Below are 16042 nucleotides of genomic sequence, written 5' to 3' on the forward strand. Positions count from 1 at the left end.
CTAAAGAGCTCATTCGCATAAAAGGCCCTGCTGGAGACAGTGGGGCTTTTTTTATTGGTTTCGATTCAGGGAGAGGCACCTGCAGCTAATGCAGAGTTGATGTTTGGGGTGGGAAGTTTGGTGGCACCGAGGAGGTGCCACCAAGGAAAAGCGGGATGTTTATCCTGCTTAGTTATTTGCGGCTTTCGGCACTGGCGTCGCGAATAGCTCGGAACTCATTGCCTTCATACCAGTTGGGCCAGTCGCGGCTGTTTGCCAACTTCAGGCCCAATTGCAGGCCCAGCTGCAAGTTCATAGCAGCGCCTTTCAGGTTCCAGTTGGGGTCGTATTCATCTCCCGGCTTGTGGTAGTGCTGGCTGAGATATTCCTTGTCCTTGGATTGTGCCCACTCCCGGCCGTGCTCATGGTTTTCGCTACCGGAATCAAAATACAGCATTGGCACGCCTTCTTTTGCCAGGCTGAAATGATCTGAACGATAGAAGTAACCGCGTTCCGGGTGCTCTTCAGCAGCCAGATAGCGGCCCTGCTTTTTGGCGGCTGCTTCTAAGAGATTTTCCAGCTCGCTGCTGCCGAAGCCTACGACGGTGATGTCTTTGGTGGGGCCCAAGACATTCATAGCGTCGAAGTTAAAGCCGGCAACCGTCTTTTCCAGAGGTTCAACTGGGTTGGCGGCATAGTATTTGGAGCCGAGTAAACCGGACTCTTCAGCAGTTACTGCAACGAATACCAGGGAGCGATCAGCTTGATCCTCTTTTACTGCTTGGGCTGCAAGAGCAAGTAGTCCAGCGGTGCCGGTGGCATTGTCCACTGCGCCATTGAAGATATGGTCTTCGCCAGAAGCATTTCTGTTGACCCCTAAGTGGTCCCAGTGGGCAGTGTAAACAATGGTTTCATCTGCGTACTTTTTGCCGGGTAACTTAGCAATAACATTGCGAGAGTTGGACTTCTCAAGGCTGTTGCTGAGTTCGATGCTGGCTTTGAGTTCCAGTGACTTAGGCTTGAATCCCGATGCTTTTGCCGCTGCCATTTCTTCGGCCAAGTCGAGACCTGCTGCCTGGAACAGATCCTTCGCTGCCTGGTTGGTGATCCAGGCCTCAATCGCCACGCGATCGATATTCTTGTTTTCTGCTTCAAGGCTTACCTGGGCGCCAGACCAGGAGCCGCTCACTACTTCCCAGGGGTAACCGGCAGCGCCATTCTCATGGACAATAATGGCCCCTGCGGCGCCCTGACGGGCAGCTTCTTCAAACTTGTAGCTCCAGCGACCGTAGTAGGTCATGGCATTGCCATTAAATAGAGCCTCATCTTGGGTGGCATAGCCGGGGTCATTCACCAGAATGACTGCGGTTTTGCCTTCCATATCCAGACCTGCGTAGTCATTCCAGTTGTTTTCTGGAGCTACGATGCCGTAACCGACAAAAACCAATTCGCTTTCATTAAGGCTGGATGCGCTGGTTTGCCGCTGGGTAAACGCGACCATGTCGTCAATAGGTTTTAGAACCTGGCCTACACCCTCGCCCTGAATAGTAAGGGAAGTGGATTGAATATCCATCTCTACAATGGGGACTTCCTGGAACCAGCTGGGGTTACCGTCGGAATCTACGGCACCAGGGGTAAGTCCGAGCGCCTTAAATTGCTCTGCCAGATAGTTTACCGTCAGCTCCTCACCTTTACTGGCGGGAGCGCGGCCTTCGAATTCATCGGAGGCCAATACGGCGACATGCTTGTGCAGGTCGGCGGCGACAGTATCAATTTGAGCCTTCTCAGCGGCTTCTAGATCGAGCTTTTCAGTGCTGTGCTCGATATGTTCTTTATGGGAGTGCGCTTGTGAGCTGACTTCTTCGTTGCCCTTGCTACAACCGCTGATAACACCGCCGATGGCTATAGCCAAGCCAAGGCGGCGCCAGGTGGTAGGAATTCGCATAATTTTGTCCTGACAGTCTTGTTAGGAGGCAGATTATGCCTGATCTTGTCTTAACTAACGACATATCAGCGATCAGTGGAGAGTAGAGTGTGGCTGGGCCCAGAGCTATATTCCCGTTTTGGTAATTTAGTTGAATATGGTGACAGGGTTTGTGTTTGAGAGGTTTCAATAAAACTCGCCTTGGATAGGAGGCTCGGGCTTAGCCTCCTATCCAGCCTAAATCCTCAAGTCGAGATTTTTGAGGTTAATTGTGCTGCCACTGGCCCTCAGTTATCTGGTCCTGATAGTTAATCCATACCTTGTCATAGCCAGTGGTTTCCTTGGCGCTTTTAAGGGCTTGGTTGTCCTGGCTATTGGTGGGGGCGGAAAACACGTAGTCATTGCCCAGTGCTTGGCACACCCCGGCACCATAAGAGAATGGGCCTGTTGAGGCGCTGACCAGCCAGCTACCGTCAGCCGTGTTCTTACATGCGAAGCTATATTGGTTGCTGCAGTTGGCATCATTCCAGCGCCCGTTGCCCCACTGCATAGCGCAGTCCTCATTGTTCAAGTTATTTGGCTCATTCTGATCCCATGACCAAATAGCTGCAGCGATGCGCCCATCGGTCGTATTCATATTATCGAGGTTGATTATGTTGTGGCCTATAGCAAAGCCATTGCGCACATCGTCGGCTGTGATTCGTTCAATACCACCGCTAAAAATTTCTCCTATAGTGCCAATAGTGGTGCTGTCTTCCCACACTCGACCGATTTCCCCTAATCCGGTGAAGGCCATGTTCTTCATGTCACCATTTCCAGAGCAGCCGCTATCTTTCCACACGACGACTTGTTTCCCTGCAGCAAGCACATCATTTTTTGTAAGGCTACTGGGAATACTCTGGCAGCCGCCACTGTAGAAAATCTTATCCCCGAATCGATCGGTTATTTGGTTGTAGAGATCTTGATGGCGCCCATCAGAGTGGTCCTCGATATATAAAATGATGACTTCGTCCTGATTGGCGCTGTCATTTAGCCAGTCCTTTATTTCGTTAAATCCTTCAGTCGCGTACTTGTCATTGATACTGCAGAGCCCATGGCACAGAAGTAATCTTTTGGGATAGGAAAAAAGGCTCTCCATTTTCGTTGTCCAATGGACATCCAGTTCTATAAAGCGAGCTCCCATGCGCAATTGATCTTTTATGGAATGCTCCTGTTGAGGGTCCAGGTAGCGACATCCCACTGAGAAGTTACAGGCGCGATACACTTCTGAGTTGTAAGAATTGTGTGTCCCCAAAATATTGTTTTCACTCATGGGAGTGTGGTTGTCTATTTGACGCTGTAGATCCAAGGCTGTGCCTGTCCAGCTGTTTTGGAAATCAGAAATTCTATCGGCCCAAAGGGGGGGGGAGGCGAAGGAAAGTACAAATAGAATCGATAGGATCATCTGTCTGATAGTGTGTTTCATTATTTTTCTCCGGACTAAGTAGATACGCTACCTTTGCAGTAGACGCTAGTGAATATTTTTTAATTTTTATTGGTGTGTGGTGCCTTAAGGTACCGTTTTTATTATTTTTGCTTTTTACTACGAATTGGACTTTTTTGTCTATGTGAAGAGGGTTGGTTTCTTGTTGTTTTCTGGTGGCATCATAATTCTATTGATAATGGATGGGTTGTGTAGCTCTCTCAGCAATAAATGCCGATAAATTATTCAGGGTCTTTCCTTGCTTTAATTAACAAGCTGCATAAGGGGAATTATGCGACTAATGAATAAGTGGGTTGTTTTGCTTGGCTCCTTTCCAGCCACCTTTATTTTGGGGTTGGACTACACCATTGTCAGTATTGCGCTGCCGACAATCCAGCAGAGTTTAGGTGCATCCTTTATTCAAACCCAGTGGGTTATGAATATATTTATGTTGATGCTATGTATCCTGATGGCCAGTATGGGGAGATTGGGGGATATTGTGGGCTCCCTGAAGATGCTCAATATTGGATGGGTATTACTTGCAGTTAGCTCCCTTTTCGCGGGGTTGGCTGAGGATCCACTTTGGTTAATTGTCTGGCGGGCCTTTCAAGGTGTCTCCATTGCCATAATCGTGCCGAATAATATTGCTTTGCTGTCCCACACTTTTGTAGAAAAAGAAGCCGGATTTGCAATGGGATGGTGGATGTCGGTATTGGCTGTCGGCTTTGCTCTTGGTCCGGTATTGGGTGGGGTCCTATGTGAGTATTTGTCTTGGAGGTCGATCTTTTTTATTAATATCCCCTTTGTGTTGGTTAGTATGGTGCTTGGTCTTTTTGTGATGCGGAGCCCGCAAAATTTAGATAAAGAAAAAAGTTATATTGACTGGCGTGGAATGATACTTCTTGCGCTTAGTGTGGGTTCGCTAGTGGTGTTAGTAGTTGAAGGGGCGCAAGTGGGTTGGTTGAGCTGGCCGATACTGTTGTTACTGGTTATTTCTATATTGAGTTTTATTGCCCTTTTTCGTGTTGAGCGAAAACTGGAGCAACCGTTGATCCAGTTTGCCTATTTTAAGAATTCGCTATTTTCCGCTTGTGTTTTAACCAATTTTAGTTTGTTGATATTTCTCATTTCTGCTTTCTTTTTATTACCATTTTATTTGCATATTGTACGTCAGGATACAACGGTAATGTCCGGCTTGATTTTGCTCCCTATTACCTTGGTAATGGCTTTGGTATCTCCTGTGGCGGGCAGAATGGCGGCTAATTCCGCACCTGCGGCTCCAATCTTAATTGGTGTCATATGTATTTTGATTGCGGCAATCGTAATGACACAATTCTCAGTGGATACCAATTTTTCGACGCTTTTGCTGGCTTTTATACCTTTCGGTGTGGCTTGGGGGTTTGTATTTAGTGCGACAGCGCCAATCGCTATTGGCGCTTTGCCGCCTAATAGTGCAGGTATAGCAACCGGAATGTTGTGGGGCATACAAAACATAGGCGCAGCACTTGGTTTGGCTGTAGTGGGTACTGTATTCCGGATAATGGAAAAACAGAGTTTGCTAAATCAATTGCAGGAAAGTGGGGTGCAGATTACCAGTGTACTGGAAAAATATATCGAAGCATTGCTGATTAACCCTGAAAGGATAGAGCGTGGCGCAATGGGGGTGTCTGCTGCTCTGCACGGTCGCATCGCTAACATGTTTAATGAGGCTTTTGCCCAGGCTTTTCAGTCGGTGATGTGGGGGTTGGTGGTATTTACTTTTCTTTTGTTGGTTGCTGTAGCTGTATTATTAAAAAAATCACAGTGTAATAAGAAAAGTTAGAGATGTTGTTTTGATGATCTCTGCAATCTTTGAAATATAGAGGCTGTCCTGTGACTTTTGGCTCAAAAATAAACGCCTACTCGGTTTTTATAAATCAATAATTGCAATAAGAAAAGTCTCTCTAAAACTGGGCTGCTGTTTGAAACAGCCCAGCTCAAATTAATTTCTCTTACTGGTAACGGTGATTTAGTTCACCGTATAGAGATTATTTGAGTGTTTTTAACACTTCGCGAATTGGGAAAAGAATATCGCGAGCGAGTTGTTGGCTTCGCGCTGGAGACCAACCTTCGATCAAGTCGGGCAGGTCATCATTGTCTTTAAACGGCATCTCCAATGTTAGAGCCAGGGTGCGGAATTGATGTCCAGCCCAGGCGGTACCAATTGTCAAATTTGCCTCGCCGGGTTTATCCAGCTCATATCCATGCTCCGTTTGGAAGTCGGGGCTGACTGCCTCATAAGCTTGCTTAAATGTCTCTTCCAGCTTGGCGTGGCGCTCGTCATAGCCGGGAATGCCTTCACAAGCCGCAACAAAGTTATAGGGCAGGGCTTCATCACCATGAATATCCAGGAAGATATCCCCTCCTAGCTCCAACATTTTCTCCTTGACCAAAAAGACTTCCGGGCTTCGCTCCATTGTGGGGTTGAGCCACTCACGGTTCAGGTTGGCGCCCGCAGCGTTAGTGCGCAGATGCCCGCGAACGCTGCCGTCGGGGTTCATATTGGGTACTACATAAAATACTGTATCTGCCAGCAAGCTTTGCGCAGTAGGATTGGCATGGTCGAGCAACGTTTCCAGGAAGCCCTCAACAAACCATTCCGCCATGGTCTCTCCTGGGTGTTGGCGGGCAATCATCCAAACACGATGTTTCGCGGTGTCGGCGTTGCCAACCGTGAGCATAGTCATATCACGCTCATCAAGGGTTTTACCCAGAGTTTGCAGTTTGACCAGGTCGTGGCTCTGCGCCCAAGCGAGCAGGTCCAGGTGGCGTTCCCAGGAGTAGGGGGCAAAATAGGCGAGATAGATGCTGGGTTCATCCAGGGTTACAGTGAAGTCCAGAGTATTGCCGTCGTAGTTGGCGCCAATTCTGAACCAATTTTGACGATCGTAAGAGGCACAGATGCGGTAGTTTTCCCAGCCTTCCGGGTAGGCGGATTTGCCGGCATTAACGATGCGCAAGGGATAGCTGGTGCCAATATCGCCTTCCAGACGAAAGTGAAACCATTGGTAGAAGTCAGAATTGTTGTCCTGACGGATTGCTAGCTCAATTGGATTGCTGTCGGTATTGATAACTTCGATATTGCCGCTGTCAAAGGCGCTGCTGATATACATGTAGAGAGCTCCACTCTTGTTCTTGGGCGCAGGATACAGCGGTAGGGGGAATTTTCCAGGAAGAAAGGTAGGGGATCTCGCCAATTTTGGGTGCGATAGGACGAAATCTCCTTTATTTAGTGAAATAGAAAAGCACGGCATCGATAAGGATACCGTGCTTTAGCCAATCCCTGGCGGCACCTGCTACGACTACTGCTCCCTGAAATTTCCGGTGTCGGACCCCAGGCGACTGCTTACTGCCCGGTCAGATCACAAGTGCGTCACTCCACACTGTCAGAAATTAGTAAATCTCCTTAACATCCCGCAGCAAGTGCTGGTTAAAGTTTAGGCAATCGAGCCTGCTTGATGTTGTACGAACGTTTCGATCGGCGTAAATTTGATGATCTTTTTGTCTCAGGGCTATCTGACGTGAATTTGTACAGATAGAGAATAGGTCCCATGGCATTAGTGGGAATAGAAAGAACAAGTAATAGCTCCGCATAGGGGGCTTTCGTGAGAGGTGACACCATGAATAGAGTGATTAAACGAAGTATCGTGGCATCCGCTGCGCTTGTAACAGTGATGAATCTGAGCGCCTGCGGCTATTTCCTGTACCCGGAGCGCAAAGGGCAGGCGGGTGGGCGAGTTGATCCTGCGGTCGTAATCTTGGACGGCGCAGGCCTGCTATTTGGCTTGCTGCCGGGCATAGTGGCCTTCGCTGTCGATATTACCAATGGCACTATTTATTTGCCGCCAGGTCACAGCTCGGTGTTTGATCGCCATTTAAGCAGCACTGAACAGGGGGCACCTGCGGAGGTTACAGACGAAGAGGGGCAGGTCTGGATTCGACTTCCGGTGGAAGGCGTCGATGAGAATACCCGACTAGAAGTACTCAGTGATCAGTTATCAGGGATAACAGGGCAGCAAGTAGAAGCTGAAGATATTGTTTGGTTACAGGACTCGGCCGAGCTTCGTGCAGTAAGCCGTTTCCAGGCTGCGTCTCGCTAGTTTTTCCTAACTCTGAGCGCCTCGGGAGTTGAAGGCTCCCGAGCTTAAGCTGTTGAAGAGACCTTTCAGGTGGCTGCGCCAAAGGGGGTAAGCCCCTCGAGCGCCAAGGGGATAACGCTTGCAGCAAGCAACAATCCCATAGCAATGTTAAAGCTTCGCAAGTAGCGTGGTTCAGTCAGGAATCGTTTTAGCCCAACGCCAAAGAATAGCCAAATGGCAACACAAGGCCCGCCAATGGTGATAAATGCCAGTGCAACCTTAACAACTCCCGACCATATTTCTGTGCCGGGACTGGTGAAAGCAGCCAGTGCTCCAGTGGCCATAATCCAGCCTTTGGGATTGATCCACTGAAAAGCCATCGCCTGGGTAAAGCTCAGGGGTTGGCTTGAATTTCCAGAACCCATTTCCCGGGTCGAACCAATTATCCATGCCAGGTAGAGTAAATAGGCAATGCCTGCCCAGCGAATAACTTCATGCAGAAAAGGGAAGTGATTGAAGGCGGTTCCCAGTCCCAAGCCAATGGCAACCACCATGGCGGGAAATCCCAGCCAAATTCCCAGTAGGTGAGGTGTTGAACTGTAGATGCCGTGATTGAGTCCTGAGGACATAATCATCAGGTTATTAGGGCCCGGTGTAATACTGGCTGAGAAAGCAAAAAGGGCGATCGGCAAAAGTGATTCAATCACAGGTGTACCAGAGGAAAAGGCGACTTCATGCTAATATGCGCGCGAATAATGGGTATCACAAGTGAAATTTATAGACAGCCATTGCCACTTTGATTTTGAGGTTTTTTCTCTGGACCGGGATCAGGTGTGGCAAAGATGTCTCAATGCCGGAATAGATAGGGTCATTATCCCCGGCGTTTGCGAGGCTCAGTGGCAGTCGTTGGGCGCTCTGGTATCGGAACAGCCCGGTTGGATGATGGCTGCTGGTGTTCACCCTTGGTGGGTGAAGAAAATCCCGCAAGATTCCCGTTGGCGGGAAAACCTGATGGAGTTGGGAGTACGGCTTAGTGAGAGCCTTGAGAAATACTCATGTGTCGCTGTTGGAGAGTGTGGCTTGGATGCCTCTATCGGCACTGACTTGAATAAGCAGGAAGATATTCTCAAGCTTCATTTGGAGATTGCTAGTAACCATGAACTGCCGATTATTCTGCATGTTCACCGGGCCCACAATGAACTCCTGAGGCTGTTAAAGCAATTCAAGCTCCCGCGGGGAGGTGTGATCCACGCTTTCAGTGGCAGTGAGCAAATGGCGCAAGAGTACTGGAAGCGCGGCTTCTATCTGGGTATCGGTGGAACAATTACTTACCCACGGGCAGCGAAAACCCGACGGGCTGTGTCACGTGCGCCGCTGGAGAGTTTACTGCTTGAGTCGGACGCCCCGGATATGCCTCTTTCAGGTCAGCAGGGTATGCGTAATAGCCCTGAAAACCTTTCTAAAATTGCACAAGCACTGGCTGATTTACGGGGAGTTTCCGTGCGGGAAATCGCCAATGCTACCTGTCGAAATACTGAGAAGTTATTTTCCCTATGAGTTTTTCCGCTGAATCATTCAGGCAGTCATTTCCCCTCTTTGCTCAAGAGGAGAATAAGGAGTTGGTATACCTGGATAATGCTGCAACGACGCAGAAGCCAGAGGCAGTGATTAATGCTGTACGCGATTACTATGTGCACAGCAATGCCAATACGCACCGCTCCAGTCATCGTCTGGCGCGTAAAGCTACAGAAATGGTGGAGCGAGTGCGTCGCCAAGCGGCACAGTTTGTTAATGCTGTCAGCACAAGGGAAATTGTATTTTGTCGCGGTGCTACTGAGGCATTGAATTTGTTGGCGCACAGCCTGTGCAGTGAGTTGCAGGCTGGGGATGAAATTGTCATCTCAACAGCGGAGCACCATGCAAATATTATCCCTTGGCAGATGGCGGCCAAGCGATTCAATTTGAGTTTACGCTATGTACCCCATGTAGCGGGTGTCCCGGAATTTGATCGCCTGGGAGAAGTGCTGAATGAGCGCACAAGAATTGTATCCCTGACCGGCGGTTCCAACGCACTCGGATTGCGTCCGGACCTGGCTGCAGTGAGGCAATTGCTGCGCAGAAAGCACTTGATGTGGATTGTTGATGGCGCCCAGTTGGCAGCCCATGAAGTGATTGATGTGCAGAAAATTGGCTGTGATTTTTTTGTTTCCTCCGCACATAAGTTTTACGGCCCGTCAGGAATTGGTTTCTTATACGGTAGGGAAACACTTTTGGAATCTATGCCACCATGGCTGGGTGGTGGAGAAATGATCTCCGACGTTGAACTTGAAACGAGTCATTATGCAGGCTTGCCGCACAAATTTGAGGCAGGCACTTCTCCGCTGGCGGCAATAGCGGGTCTTGGAGCGGCACTGGAATTTCTTGAGCAGCAAGATAGGGTCGCAATAGCGGCGCATGAGCAGAAATTGGTGCGATGGATACATCGCGAACTGATAGCGTCCCCCAATTTTAGGGTTATCAGCCAAGTGCGCCACAATCTGGGTATTGTCTCTTTTGTGCCTATTCATGGTAGCGCTGCCGATTTAATGCACTGGCTGGACGAGCGCGATATTGCAGTGAGAGTAGGCCATCACTGTGCACAATTGTTAGGTAAAGAGAGCGGTGATTTGGTGACGGTCCGAGCATCAGTCGCAGCCTACAATACCGATAGTGATATTCAGGCTTTTTTGCAGGCCCTGAAAGAGTACTGTGAGATCCAGAAGTCAATTGAACAGGGGGATAGTAATCAGGGTGATGAATGGGCCAGGGATGATTTTTCCTCGTTATTGCTAGAGAGTTTGGTTTCCCAGCGCAACTGGCAGGGACGTTATAGAGAATTAATGCTGTGGAGTAAAACTATTGCCCGAAAGCCCGAGATACGTACCGAAGAAAACCTGGTGCGGGGTTGTGAGTCTGCAGCTTGGTTAGCGCACCGGACAGAGGGTGGTAGGCACTATTTTGGATTGGAAAGCGACAGCCGGGTTGTAAAAGGCCTGGGTGCGTTATTACTTTCACAAATTGATGGCCGCACGGCTACTGAGATTCGAGAGAGAGATCTTTCCCTGTTATTTGCTGAGCTGGGACTCGGTAAGCACTTAAGTGAATCGCGCAGCAATGGTTTTTACGCATTGCTGCAACGTGCTTTGAATCTGGTGGAGCAGACCTCCCATTAACTTAACTGGAGCGGGGTATGGGGGCCTCCACCGCAATAGACCCGATATTGGAAATAGGCTTTAAACCAAACAGCGGTCGCAAAACTGGATTTCTTCGGATGATAAATTCATATGAAGCCCAGCAGCCGAAAATAGTGATTAATAATACTAGCAAGGGCTCCAGGATGGGCCCCAGGGCGAGTCGCCCCAATTGATACACAGCGATTACGGTAATGGTTTGATGGAGGATATACCAAGGGTATACCGCTTCATTGGCATAGGGTAACCAACGGAATTGCTTATTGAGAAATCGATAAGCGCAGGCTAAAACAGCCAGGAGCCATACCCATCGATTTGTATAGATAACAATAAAATGCAGTATTTTCTGGGCGGGAATACTGTTATCAGGTAGTGCTCGATCAAATAATAGATATAGGGCGAAAGTGAGGGGCGCTGCAATAACCAAGCGATTGCGTAGTCTTGCCAGTATTTCCCAGGGGGCGTTACTGCTGACTAGCAAGTAGCCGCAGAAGAAATAAGTAAAAAATCTGGCATGGGTGTACCAGTCATCGACGATGGCATAGTTAATCCCACCAAAGCGCGGAAATAGGACCAGGCCGTACACCATCATGGGTACAAGCGGCAGACTTAGCAGTTGCCAAGATTTAATATTCTCCATGAATCGGCCCAGCCACCGTTGGTGTTTAAACCACAGGGCTAGAGGAATAAGGGCCAGGGTGTAGCATGCCAGATAGGGTAGATACCACAGATGGTTCCAGGTCAGGCCAAACTCACTCCCAGCAAAGGCATTCTCTGGCCAGTGGCTGAACGAGAAGTACTTCAGCAGGAATGATAAGTATCCAGGCTCAATAATGCCGTTGCTTAGCGCTTCATAGTAGGCCTGGGGTGGAACCACCACCAGCATTCCAAATGCCAGGGGAATCAATAGCTGCTTCATTCTTCTCAGTAAGTAATCTCCAGTGCCCAACTTGTGGAAGAGAAAATAGCTGGCTGCACCTGAAATCAGGAACAACAACGGCATCCGCCACTGGTTAACCGCTAGCATTACCAGTTGTAGTGGCTCGCTTTGGTAGCTGCTTTTTACATGCCACCCCCATTCCGCGACATAGGCCATTCCCAGGTGGTAGAGAATAAGTAGGCCAAAGGCTAGTACGCGAAGGGCGTCAATATCGTGGCGTCTCTGTGTTATTGAATGCATAGGTTTCGTCGTTCAAGGCTGTTTTAGTCGCTCGCTATGCTCCCGTTAGTAATTGCCATTAGCTATCCCAAAGTGCCGGTTTGTGCGGTATTAGGGGCCAGTGGTGGTTTTTGGGGGCGAATCGGGGGTAGACTGCCGATGAATTTTTATACTGGTTCAGGAGCAATGACGGTTCAGCAGTATTTGGCGCACCGGCGACAGTTTGAGGTGGGATTCTGGTTGTTGTTTTTTGTCGGCCAGTGGCTTGTTCAGTTCGCTTTGGCATACTTTGATCACCGCCGCTGGGGTTCTATTTTTCAGCCATGGGAATTTCTGGTGTGGGAGGGAACCAGTATCCTAATGATCGCAATCTTATTTCCGCTGATATTGCTTCTTGATCATTATTTCCCCCTGCGCAAGGGGAGAGTTCGGCAGAGCTTGGCCATACATTTATTTTTCACTTTGCCTTGGTCCTTGATCCACGTTTCCGGCATGGTGTTTATGAGGACGGTCATTTACCACCTCAATGATGGTTCCTATAACTTTGGTAACTGGCCTGTAGAATTTTTCTATGAATATCTCAAAGATATTCAAACCTATGCCGCTCTTTTAAGCTCTGTTTATTTGTACCGCTTTTTGTTGGTACGTTTACAGGGTGAGGCGCGCTTACTAGAAGAGCCAGATGAGGGAGATGCTGCTGAGTCAGTAGAAAGGCCGGAGCGTCTTCTGGTGAAAAAGCTGGGAAAAGAATTTCTGGTTAATGTGCGGGATATCGAATGGGTAGAAGCTGCTGGCAACTATGTCAATCTGCACTTGGGCGATAGAATTTACCCCCTGCGGGAGACTATGACCAAGTTATTGGAGCGTTTGGATCCAGGATCATTCGCTCGCATCCATCGCTCCTATATTGTGCGCTTGGACTCTATTGCGGAGATTGAACCCCTGGAGAGCGGTGATGCGCGTATTCACTTGGTTGGCGGCCAGCTGATCCCGGTGAGCAGGCGCTACCGCGATCAGTTGAGGGCTCAATTAACCCCGGCTTAGTTTTTTGCCTGGAGAAGTCGCTCGATGGCCCGGTTGGCGGCCAAAAACCCAAAGGTGCCGGTAATCATAGTTGCCGCACCAAAGCCGCCACTGCAGTCTAATTTAACACCGTCCTGCATAGCGCTCTTCTGTTGGCATACTTGCCCATCTGGCTGCGGGTATACCATTGCTTCAGTGGAAAAGATCGCATCGATGCCAAACTGGCGCTTGCGACTCTTCTGGAAGTTGTGGAAGCGGTATAGATGTTGGCGGACTTTTGCCAGCATCGGATCATTAATTGTACGGCCGAGATCGGCGCACTCAATGCGATCGGGGGAGCGCTTACCTCCTGCGGAACCAACCGTTATCAAGCGTATTTTTCGGGCTTTACAGTAAGCGATCAGGGCGGCTTTTACCCGGGCGGAATCTATTGCATCAATCACCACATCGATAGGGTGTATATCGGGGTTGATCAGCGCTGAGAAATTGTCATTAGCGATAAAGTCCTCTTCCGTATGAACTGTAATCTCCGGGTTAATCTGCCTGAGGCGCTCTGCCATCACCTCGACCTTGATATGGCCTACAGTATCGGCGAGTGCGTGGCTCTGACGATTGGTATTGGTGATGCAGACGTCATCCAAGTCGATAAGCGTCAACTGACCAATGCCGCTTCGCGCCAGGGCCTCTGCAGTCCAGCTCCCTACGCCACCAATACCGATAACCAATATGTGAGCAGAGGATAAAATTTCGAGGGCCTTATCGCCATACAGGCGAGCAATGCCGCCAAATCGCTGTAAATACTGGTCAGACAAGCTCATCTGGGGTCTCTTCAGGTACATCTTCCAAAAACCGCTGTTTGTCAGCGTCACACGGCAATAGGCAACTCTCCCGTTGACCAAACCAGCGATAGCGGTTTCGAGCAACTAAATCGTAGAGCCAGTCTCGTGCTGGGCGGGGAATGTAGCGCAATATGGTCAGTAAATGCCAGGGCTGGGGTAAGCGGCTGACAATTCTCAGCGCAGCTTCACTTTTATCAAAGGGTTGGTATGAACCATTTTCCTGCCGCTCCAGCAAGATCATGGTCTGATATGTGTCCAGAGGAAGGTTTAGTTGCTTTAGGAGATATTGGCCTGCCTCGGATTGTACTCGGCATAAGGTAAAGAGCCGCTCTCTATCGCGCTTGAGAATTAGCTGGCTCCAGCGATTGCACAGGTGGCAGACGCTATCAAATAGGATGATGTTGTTTGGCAATGACATTGAGAAGGGGGGAACGCCGCGCGGCTGGCGGCGTTTCATATCATGGGATCAGTGCACGTGACCGTGGTCAACTTCTTCGGCAGTCGCTTCGCGTACAGAAACAACTTCAATTTCGAAGTGCAGCTCAACGCCGGCGAGGGGGTGGTTGCCATTGATAGTGACTTCGTCGCCGTCGATGTCGATAATTTCCACTTCAATCGGGTGACCTTCGGTGCTCTCTGCACGGAATGCCATGCCTACAGATAACTCTTCAACCCCACCAAAGGCACTGCGCGGCATGGTTTGGATCAGCTCCGGGTTTTGCTCGCCGTAACCGTCTTCAGGTGCGATCACCGCAGTAAATTTATCACCAGGTGCCTTTTCCAGCATCTCGCGTTCAAGCCCAGGAATGATATTACCAACCCCTTGCAGATATTTGAGCGGCTCTCCATTGGCTGAGGAGTCAATGACTGTTCCGTCAGCATCTTTCAGGGTGTAGTGGATCTCCACAACTGTGTGGTTGGCAATCTTCATGAATAATCTCTGATATAAAAGAGTATGTGAATGAGCGCTTACCGCTGCGCAATAAAACGGGGGGTAAAGGCTGTGAAGCGCAATTGTATTGACAGGGCGGGCGCGCCGCAACTTGTGCGTGCGCGCTGCTGATAAAGATTAGCAAGCGATTGACAGGTCCTGCTCACAACCGCCATAGAGATTGGTTACGATCGCAACCAGTTGTGTGCTGAAGTCAGGGCGATAGCCCAACTCCAATAGGCGACCCTCGAAATACTCCAGCATTGAATCGAATAGCTCTGGGTTTAACCCCCTGGCTAAAAAACGGGCGCGACTACTCCGGTCTGGTTCCGGTGTAGATGACAACGCATGGCTCAAAAACTGAGCTTGACGACTTAATTGTTTGCGGAAATCACAAGTTTCGTAGGCTGAAAGGTGGTGGCTGAGAGCACCGTAAAATTCACTGACTGTACGGTTGACAAATTTAGTACCACCGACCTGATCCAACAGGCTTTCCATATCTCTCCCCCCGGTGAGCAGTTGGCACTGATTTAAAGTTTATCCGCAGAGCCGAAAAAGTATTTTGGTAACGAGAAGCACAATGTGCATTGGCTCAATGGCGGTACAACATTAATTGGTGACGAGCCTAAGACATATTCTTTCGGTATGCCAACTTGGTTTAAGAAAATTGTCATTCTGTTCGACAGGTTGTCACATATTGGGGGTTTATTTCGCCAAAGAAGAAAATCTATGTTTGCACAAGTATTTTCTAAGCCTTTACACTTTATTTTTTCTTCTTGGTGTTAGACTGCACGCTTGCACCAAATAATAAATTTCAACCTTTTGAGATAATTTATGGCAAGTATTTTTACTCAGATAATTAATGGCGATTTACCTGGCAATTTTATTTGGAGAGATGAAAAGGTCGTAGCTATTTTGACCATTTCACCCATTAAGGCTGGTCATTGTTTGGTCATCCCTGTTGAGGAAATTAATCATTGGGATGATGTTCCGGAGGAGCTGGCGAGTCATCTAATGCTGGTTGCGCAAAAGGTGGCGAAAGGGCTGAAAGCAACTTACTCACCGAAGCGAGTGGGCGTGATGATCGCTGGGATTGAAGTGCCACATACCCATATCCACCTGATACCCGTAGATGAATTGTCAGACTTTGACTTCTCTAAGCAAAAGCCTGCTTCTTCAGAGCAGTTGGCACATGAGGCGGAAAAGATTCGACAATCCTTAAAGGAGCTGGGCTTTAGCGAGGCGGAGTGCGGCTAGGACGTTAAGATTGATTTTTTAGACTGTTCGGTCATATGGTGTCCCCAAAATATTTGTGGGACACTGCATCCAAGTCCCCCGCTTACTGAGTCACATAGGTATGAACTGGTAATAACGATG

At 48.9% G+C, this 16042-nt stretch carries 15 protein-coding genes; 6 read left to right on the forward strand and 9 right to left on the reverse strand.

The window, feature by feature from the left end; translation table 11 throughout:
- Window positions 1-172: 172 nt before the first annotated feature.
- A complete protein-coding gene (locus ACJJII_RS14450; RefSeq protein WP_282933463.1) occupies window positions 173-1924 on the reverse strand; it encodes a M28 family metallopeptidase in 1752 nt (583 codons plus the stop codon).
- A 244-nt stretch (window positions 1925-2168) separates the two neighbouring features.
- A complete protein-coding gene (locus ACJJII_RS14455) occupies window positions 2169-3368 on the reverse strand; it encodes a phosphatidylinositol-specific phospholipase C domain-containing protein (protein ID WP_444916673.1) in 1200 nt (399 codons plus the stop codon).
- Window positions 3369-3666: 298 nt separating this feature from the next.
- On the opposite strand from ACJJII_RS14455, the gene ACJJII_RS14460 reads away from it, so the two are divergent.
- Complete coding sequence (locus ACJJII_RS14460) at window positions 3667-5187, forward strand: MFS transporter (protein WP_444916674.1); 1521 nt, start codon at window positions 3667-3669, stop codon at window positions 5185-5187.
- A gap of 205 nt (window positions 5188-5392) precedes the next feature.
- On the opposite strand, the gene ACJJII_RS14465 is transcribed toward ACJJII_RS14460, so the two are convergent.
- Window positions 5393-6517 (reverse strand): M14 family metallopeptidase, encoded by a 1125-nt coding sequence (locus tag ACJJII_RS14465; RefSeq protein WP_282933459.1) that lies wholly within the window; start codon window positions 6515-6517, stop codon window positions 5393-5395.
- Between the two features lie 507 nt (window positions 6518-7024).
- On the opposite strand from ACJJII_RS14465, the gene ACJJII_RS14470 reads away from it, so the two are divergent.
- Complete coding sequence (locus tag ACJJII_RS14470) at window positions 7025-7504, forward strand: hypothetical protein (RefSeq protein WP_444896686.1); 480 nt, start codon at window positions 7025-7027, stop codon at window positions 7502-7504.
- A gap of 65 nt (window positions 7505-7569) precedes the next feature.
- Here the strand turns inward: ACJJII_RS14470 and ACJJII_RS14475 are convergent, their stop codons facing one another.
- Entirely contained in the window at window positions 7570-8190 is a 621-nt protein-coding gene (locus ACJJII_RS14475; RefSeq protein ID WP_413665151.1) for a LysE family translocator, read from the reverse strand.
- Window positions 8191-8251: 61 nt separating this feature from the next.
- Between ACJJII_RS14475 and ACJJII_RS14480 the strand changes: the two genes are divergently transcribed.
- Together ACJJII_RS14480 and ACJJII_RS14485 are read left to right on the forward strand one after the other, a co-directional pair.
- Window positions 8252-9040 carry a TatD family hydrolase gene (locus tag ACJJII_RS14480; RefSeq protein WP_444905784.1) on the forward strand — a complete coding sequence of 263 codons (789 nt, stop codon included), beginning with the start codon at window positions 8252-8254 and terminating at the stop codon, window positions 9038-9040.
- A complete protein-coding gene (locus ACJJII_RS14485; protein ID WP_444916675.1) occupies window positions 9037-10695 on the forward strand; it encodes an aminotransferase class V-fold PLP-dependent enzyme in 1659 nt (552 codons plus the stop codon). The genes ACJJII_RS14480 and ACJJII_RS14485 overlap by 4 nt, the downstream gene beginning before the upstream one ends.
- A gap of 1 nt (window position 10696) precedes the next feature.
- Here ACJJII_RS14485 and ACJJII_RS14490 read toward each other — a convergent pair whose 3' ends face one another.
- Entirely contained in the window at window positions 10697-11893 is a 1197-nt protein-coding gene (locus tag ACJJII_RS14490; RefSeq protein WP_444916676.1) for an acyltransferase family protein, read from the reverse strand.
- Window positions 11894-12031: 138 nt separating this feature from the next.
- Here ACJJII_RS14490 and ACJJII_RS14495 point away from each other — a divergent pair, with 138 nt between their 5' ends.
- Window positions 12032-12916: a LytR/AlgR family response regulator transcription factor gene (locus ACJJII_RS14495; protein ID WP_444916677.1), complete on the forward strand. Its 885-nt coding sequence runs from the start codon at window positions 12032-12034 to the stop codon at window positions 12914-12916.
- On the opposite strand, the gene tcdA is transcribed toward ACJJII_RS14495, so the two are convergent.
- From tcdA to ACJJII_RS14515, 4 genes are all read right to left on the reverse strand, one after another.
- Complete coding sequence (gene tcdA, locus ACJJII_RS14500; RefSeq protein WP_413665155.1) at window positions 12913-13713, reverse strand: tRNA cyclic N6-threonylcarbamoyladenosine(37) synthase TcdA; 801 nt, start codon at window positions 13711-13713, stop codon at window positions 12913-12915. The two genes, ACJJII_RS14495 and tcdA, sit on opposite strands and share 4 nt — an antisense overlap.
- The gene (locus ACJJII_RS14505) at window positions 13700-14191 is read right to left on the reverse strand and encodes a thiol-disulfide oxidoreductase DCC family protein (RefSeq protein WP_444916678.1); all 492 of its coding nucleotides are present in this window, start codon (window positions 14189-14191) and stop codon (window positions 13700-13702) included. The genes tcdA and ACJJII_RS14505 overlap by 14 nt, the downstream gene beginning before the upstream one ends.
- A gap of 9 nt (window positions 14192-14200) precedes the next feature.
- Window positions 14201-14665 (reverse strand): FKBP-type peptidyl-prolyl cis-trans isomerase, encoded by a 465-nt coding sequence (locus ACJJII_RS14510; protein WP_413665157.1) that lies wholly within the window; start codon window positions 14663-14665, stop codon window positions 14201-14203.
- Between the two features lie 138 nt (window positions 14666-14803).
- Window positions 14804-15163 (reverse strand): hypothetical protein, encoded by a 360-nt coding sequence (locus ACJJII_RS14515; RefSeq protein WP_413665158.1) that lies wholly within the window; start codon window positions 15161-15163, stop codon window positions 14804-14806.
- Window positions 15164-15499: 336 nt separating this feature from the next.
- Between ACJJII_RS14515 and ACJJII_RS14520 the strand changes: the two genes are divergently transcribed.
- A complete protein-coding gene (locus ACJJII_RS14520) occupies window positions 15500-15922 on the forward strand; it encodes an HIT family protein (RefSeq protein WP_413665159.1) in 423 nt (140 codons plus the stop codon).
- Window positions 15923-16042 lie beyond the last annotated feature (120 nt).

The sequence above is a fragment of the Microbulbifer maximicatervae (SeqCode) genome, from assembly GCF_052467825.1.

Excerpts from the sequence above, each read along its gene's own strand:
- ACJJII_RS14450 (WP_282933463.1), bottom strand. The coding sequence starts at position 1,924 with ATGCGAATTCCTACCACCTGGCGCCGCCTTGGCTTGGCTATAGCCATC.
- ACJJII_RS14455 (WP_444916673.1), bottom strand. The coding sequence starts at position 3,368 with ATGAAACACACTATCAGACAGATGATCCTATCGATTCTATTTGTACTT.
- ACJJII_RS14460 (WP_444916674.1), top strand. The coding sequence starts at position 3,667 with ATGAATAAGTGGGTTGTTTTGCTTGGCTCCTTTCCAGCCACCTTTATT.
- ACJJII_RS14465 (WP_282933459.1), bottom strand. The coding sequence starts at position 6,517 with ATGTATATCAGCAGCGCCTTTGACAGCGGCAATATCGAAGTTATCAAT.
- ACJJII_RS14470 (WP_444896686.1), top strand. The coding sequence starts at position 7,025 with ATGAATAGAGTGATTAAACGAAGTATCGTGGCATCCGCTGCGCTTGTA.
- ACJJII_RS14485 (WP_444916675.1), top strand. The coding sequence starts at position 9,037 with ATGAGTTTTTCCGCTGAATCATTCAGGCAGTCATTTCCCCTCTTTGCT.
- ACJJII_RS14490 (WP_444916676.1), bottom strand. The coding sequence starts at position 11,893 with ATGCATTCAATAACACAGAGACGCCACGATATTGACGCCCTTCGCGTA.
- ACJJII_RS14495 (WP_444916677.1), top strand. The coding sequence starts at position 12,032 with ATGAATTTTTATACTGGTTCAGGAGCAATGACGGTTCAGCAGTATTTG.
- tcdA (WP_413665155.1), bottom strand. The coding sequence starts at position 13,713 with ATGAGCTTGTCTGACCAGTATTTACAGCGATTTGGCGGCATTGCTCGC.
- ACJJII_RS14505 (WP_444916678.1), bottom strand. The coding sequence starts at position 14,191 with ATGAAACGCCGCCAGCCGCGCGGCGTTCCCCCCTTCTCAATGTCATTG.
- ACJJII_RS14510 (WP_413665157.1), bottom strand. The coding sequence starts at position 14,665 with ATGAAGATTGCCAACCACACAGTTGTGGAGATCCACTACACCCTGAAA.
- ACJJII_RS14515 (WP_413665158.1), bottom strand. The coding sequence starts at position 15,163 with ATGGAAAGCCTGTTGGATCAGGTCGGTGGTACTAAATTTGTCAACCGT.
- ACJJII_RS14520 (WP_413665159.1), top strand. The coding sequence starts at position 15,500 with ATGGCAAGTATTTTTACTCAGATAATTAATGGCGATTTACCTGGCAAT.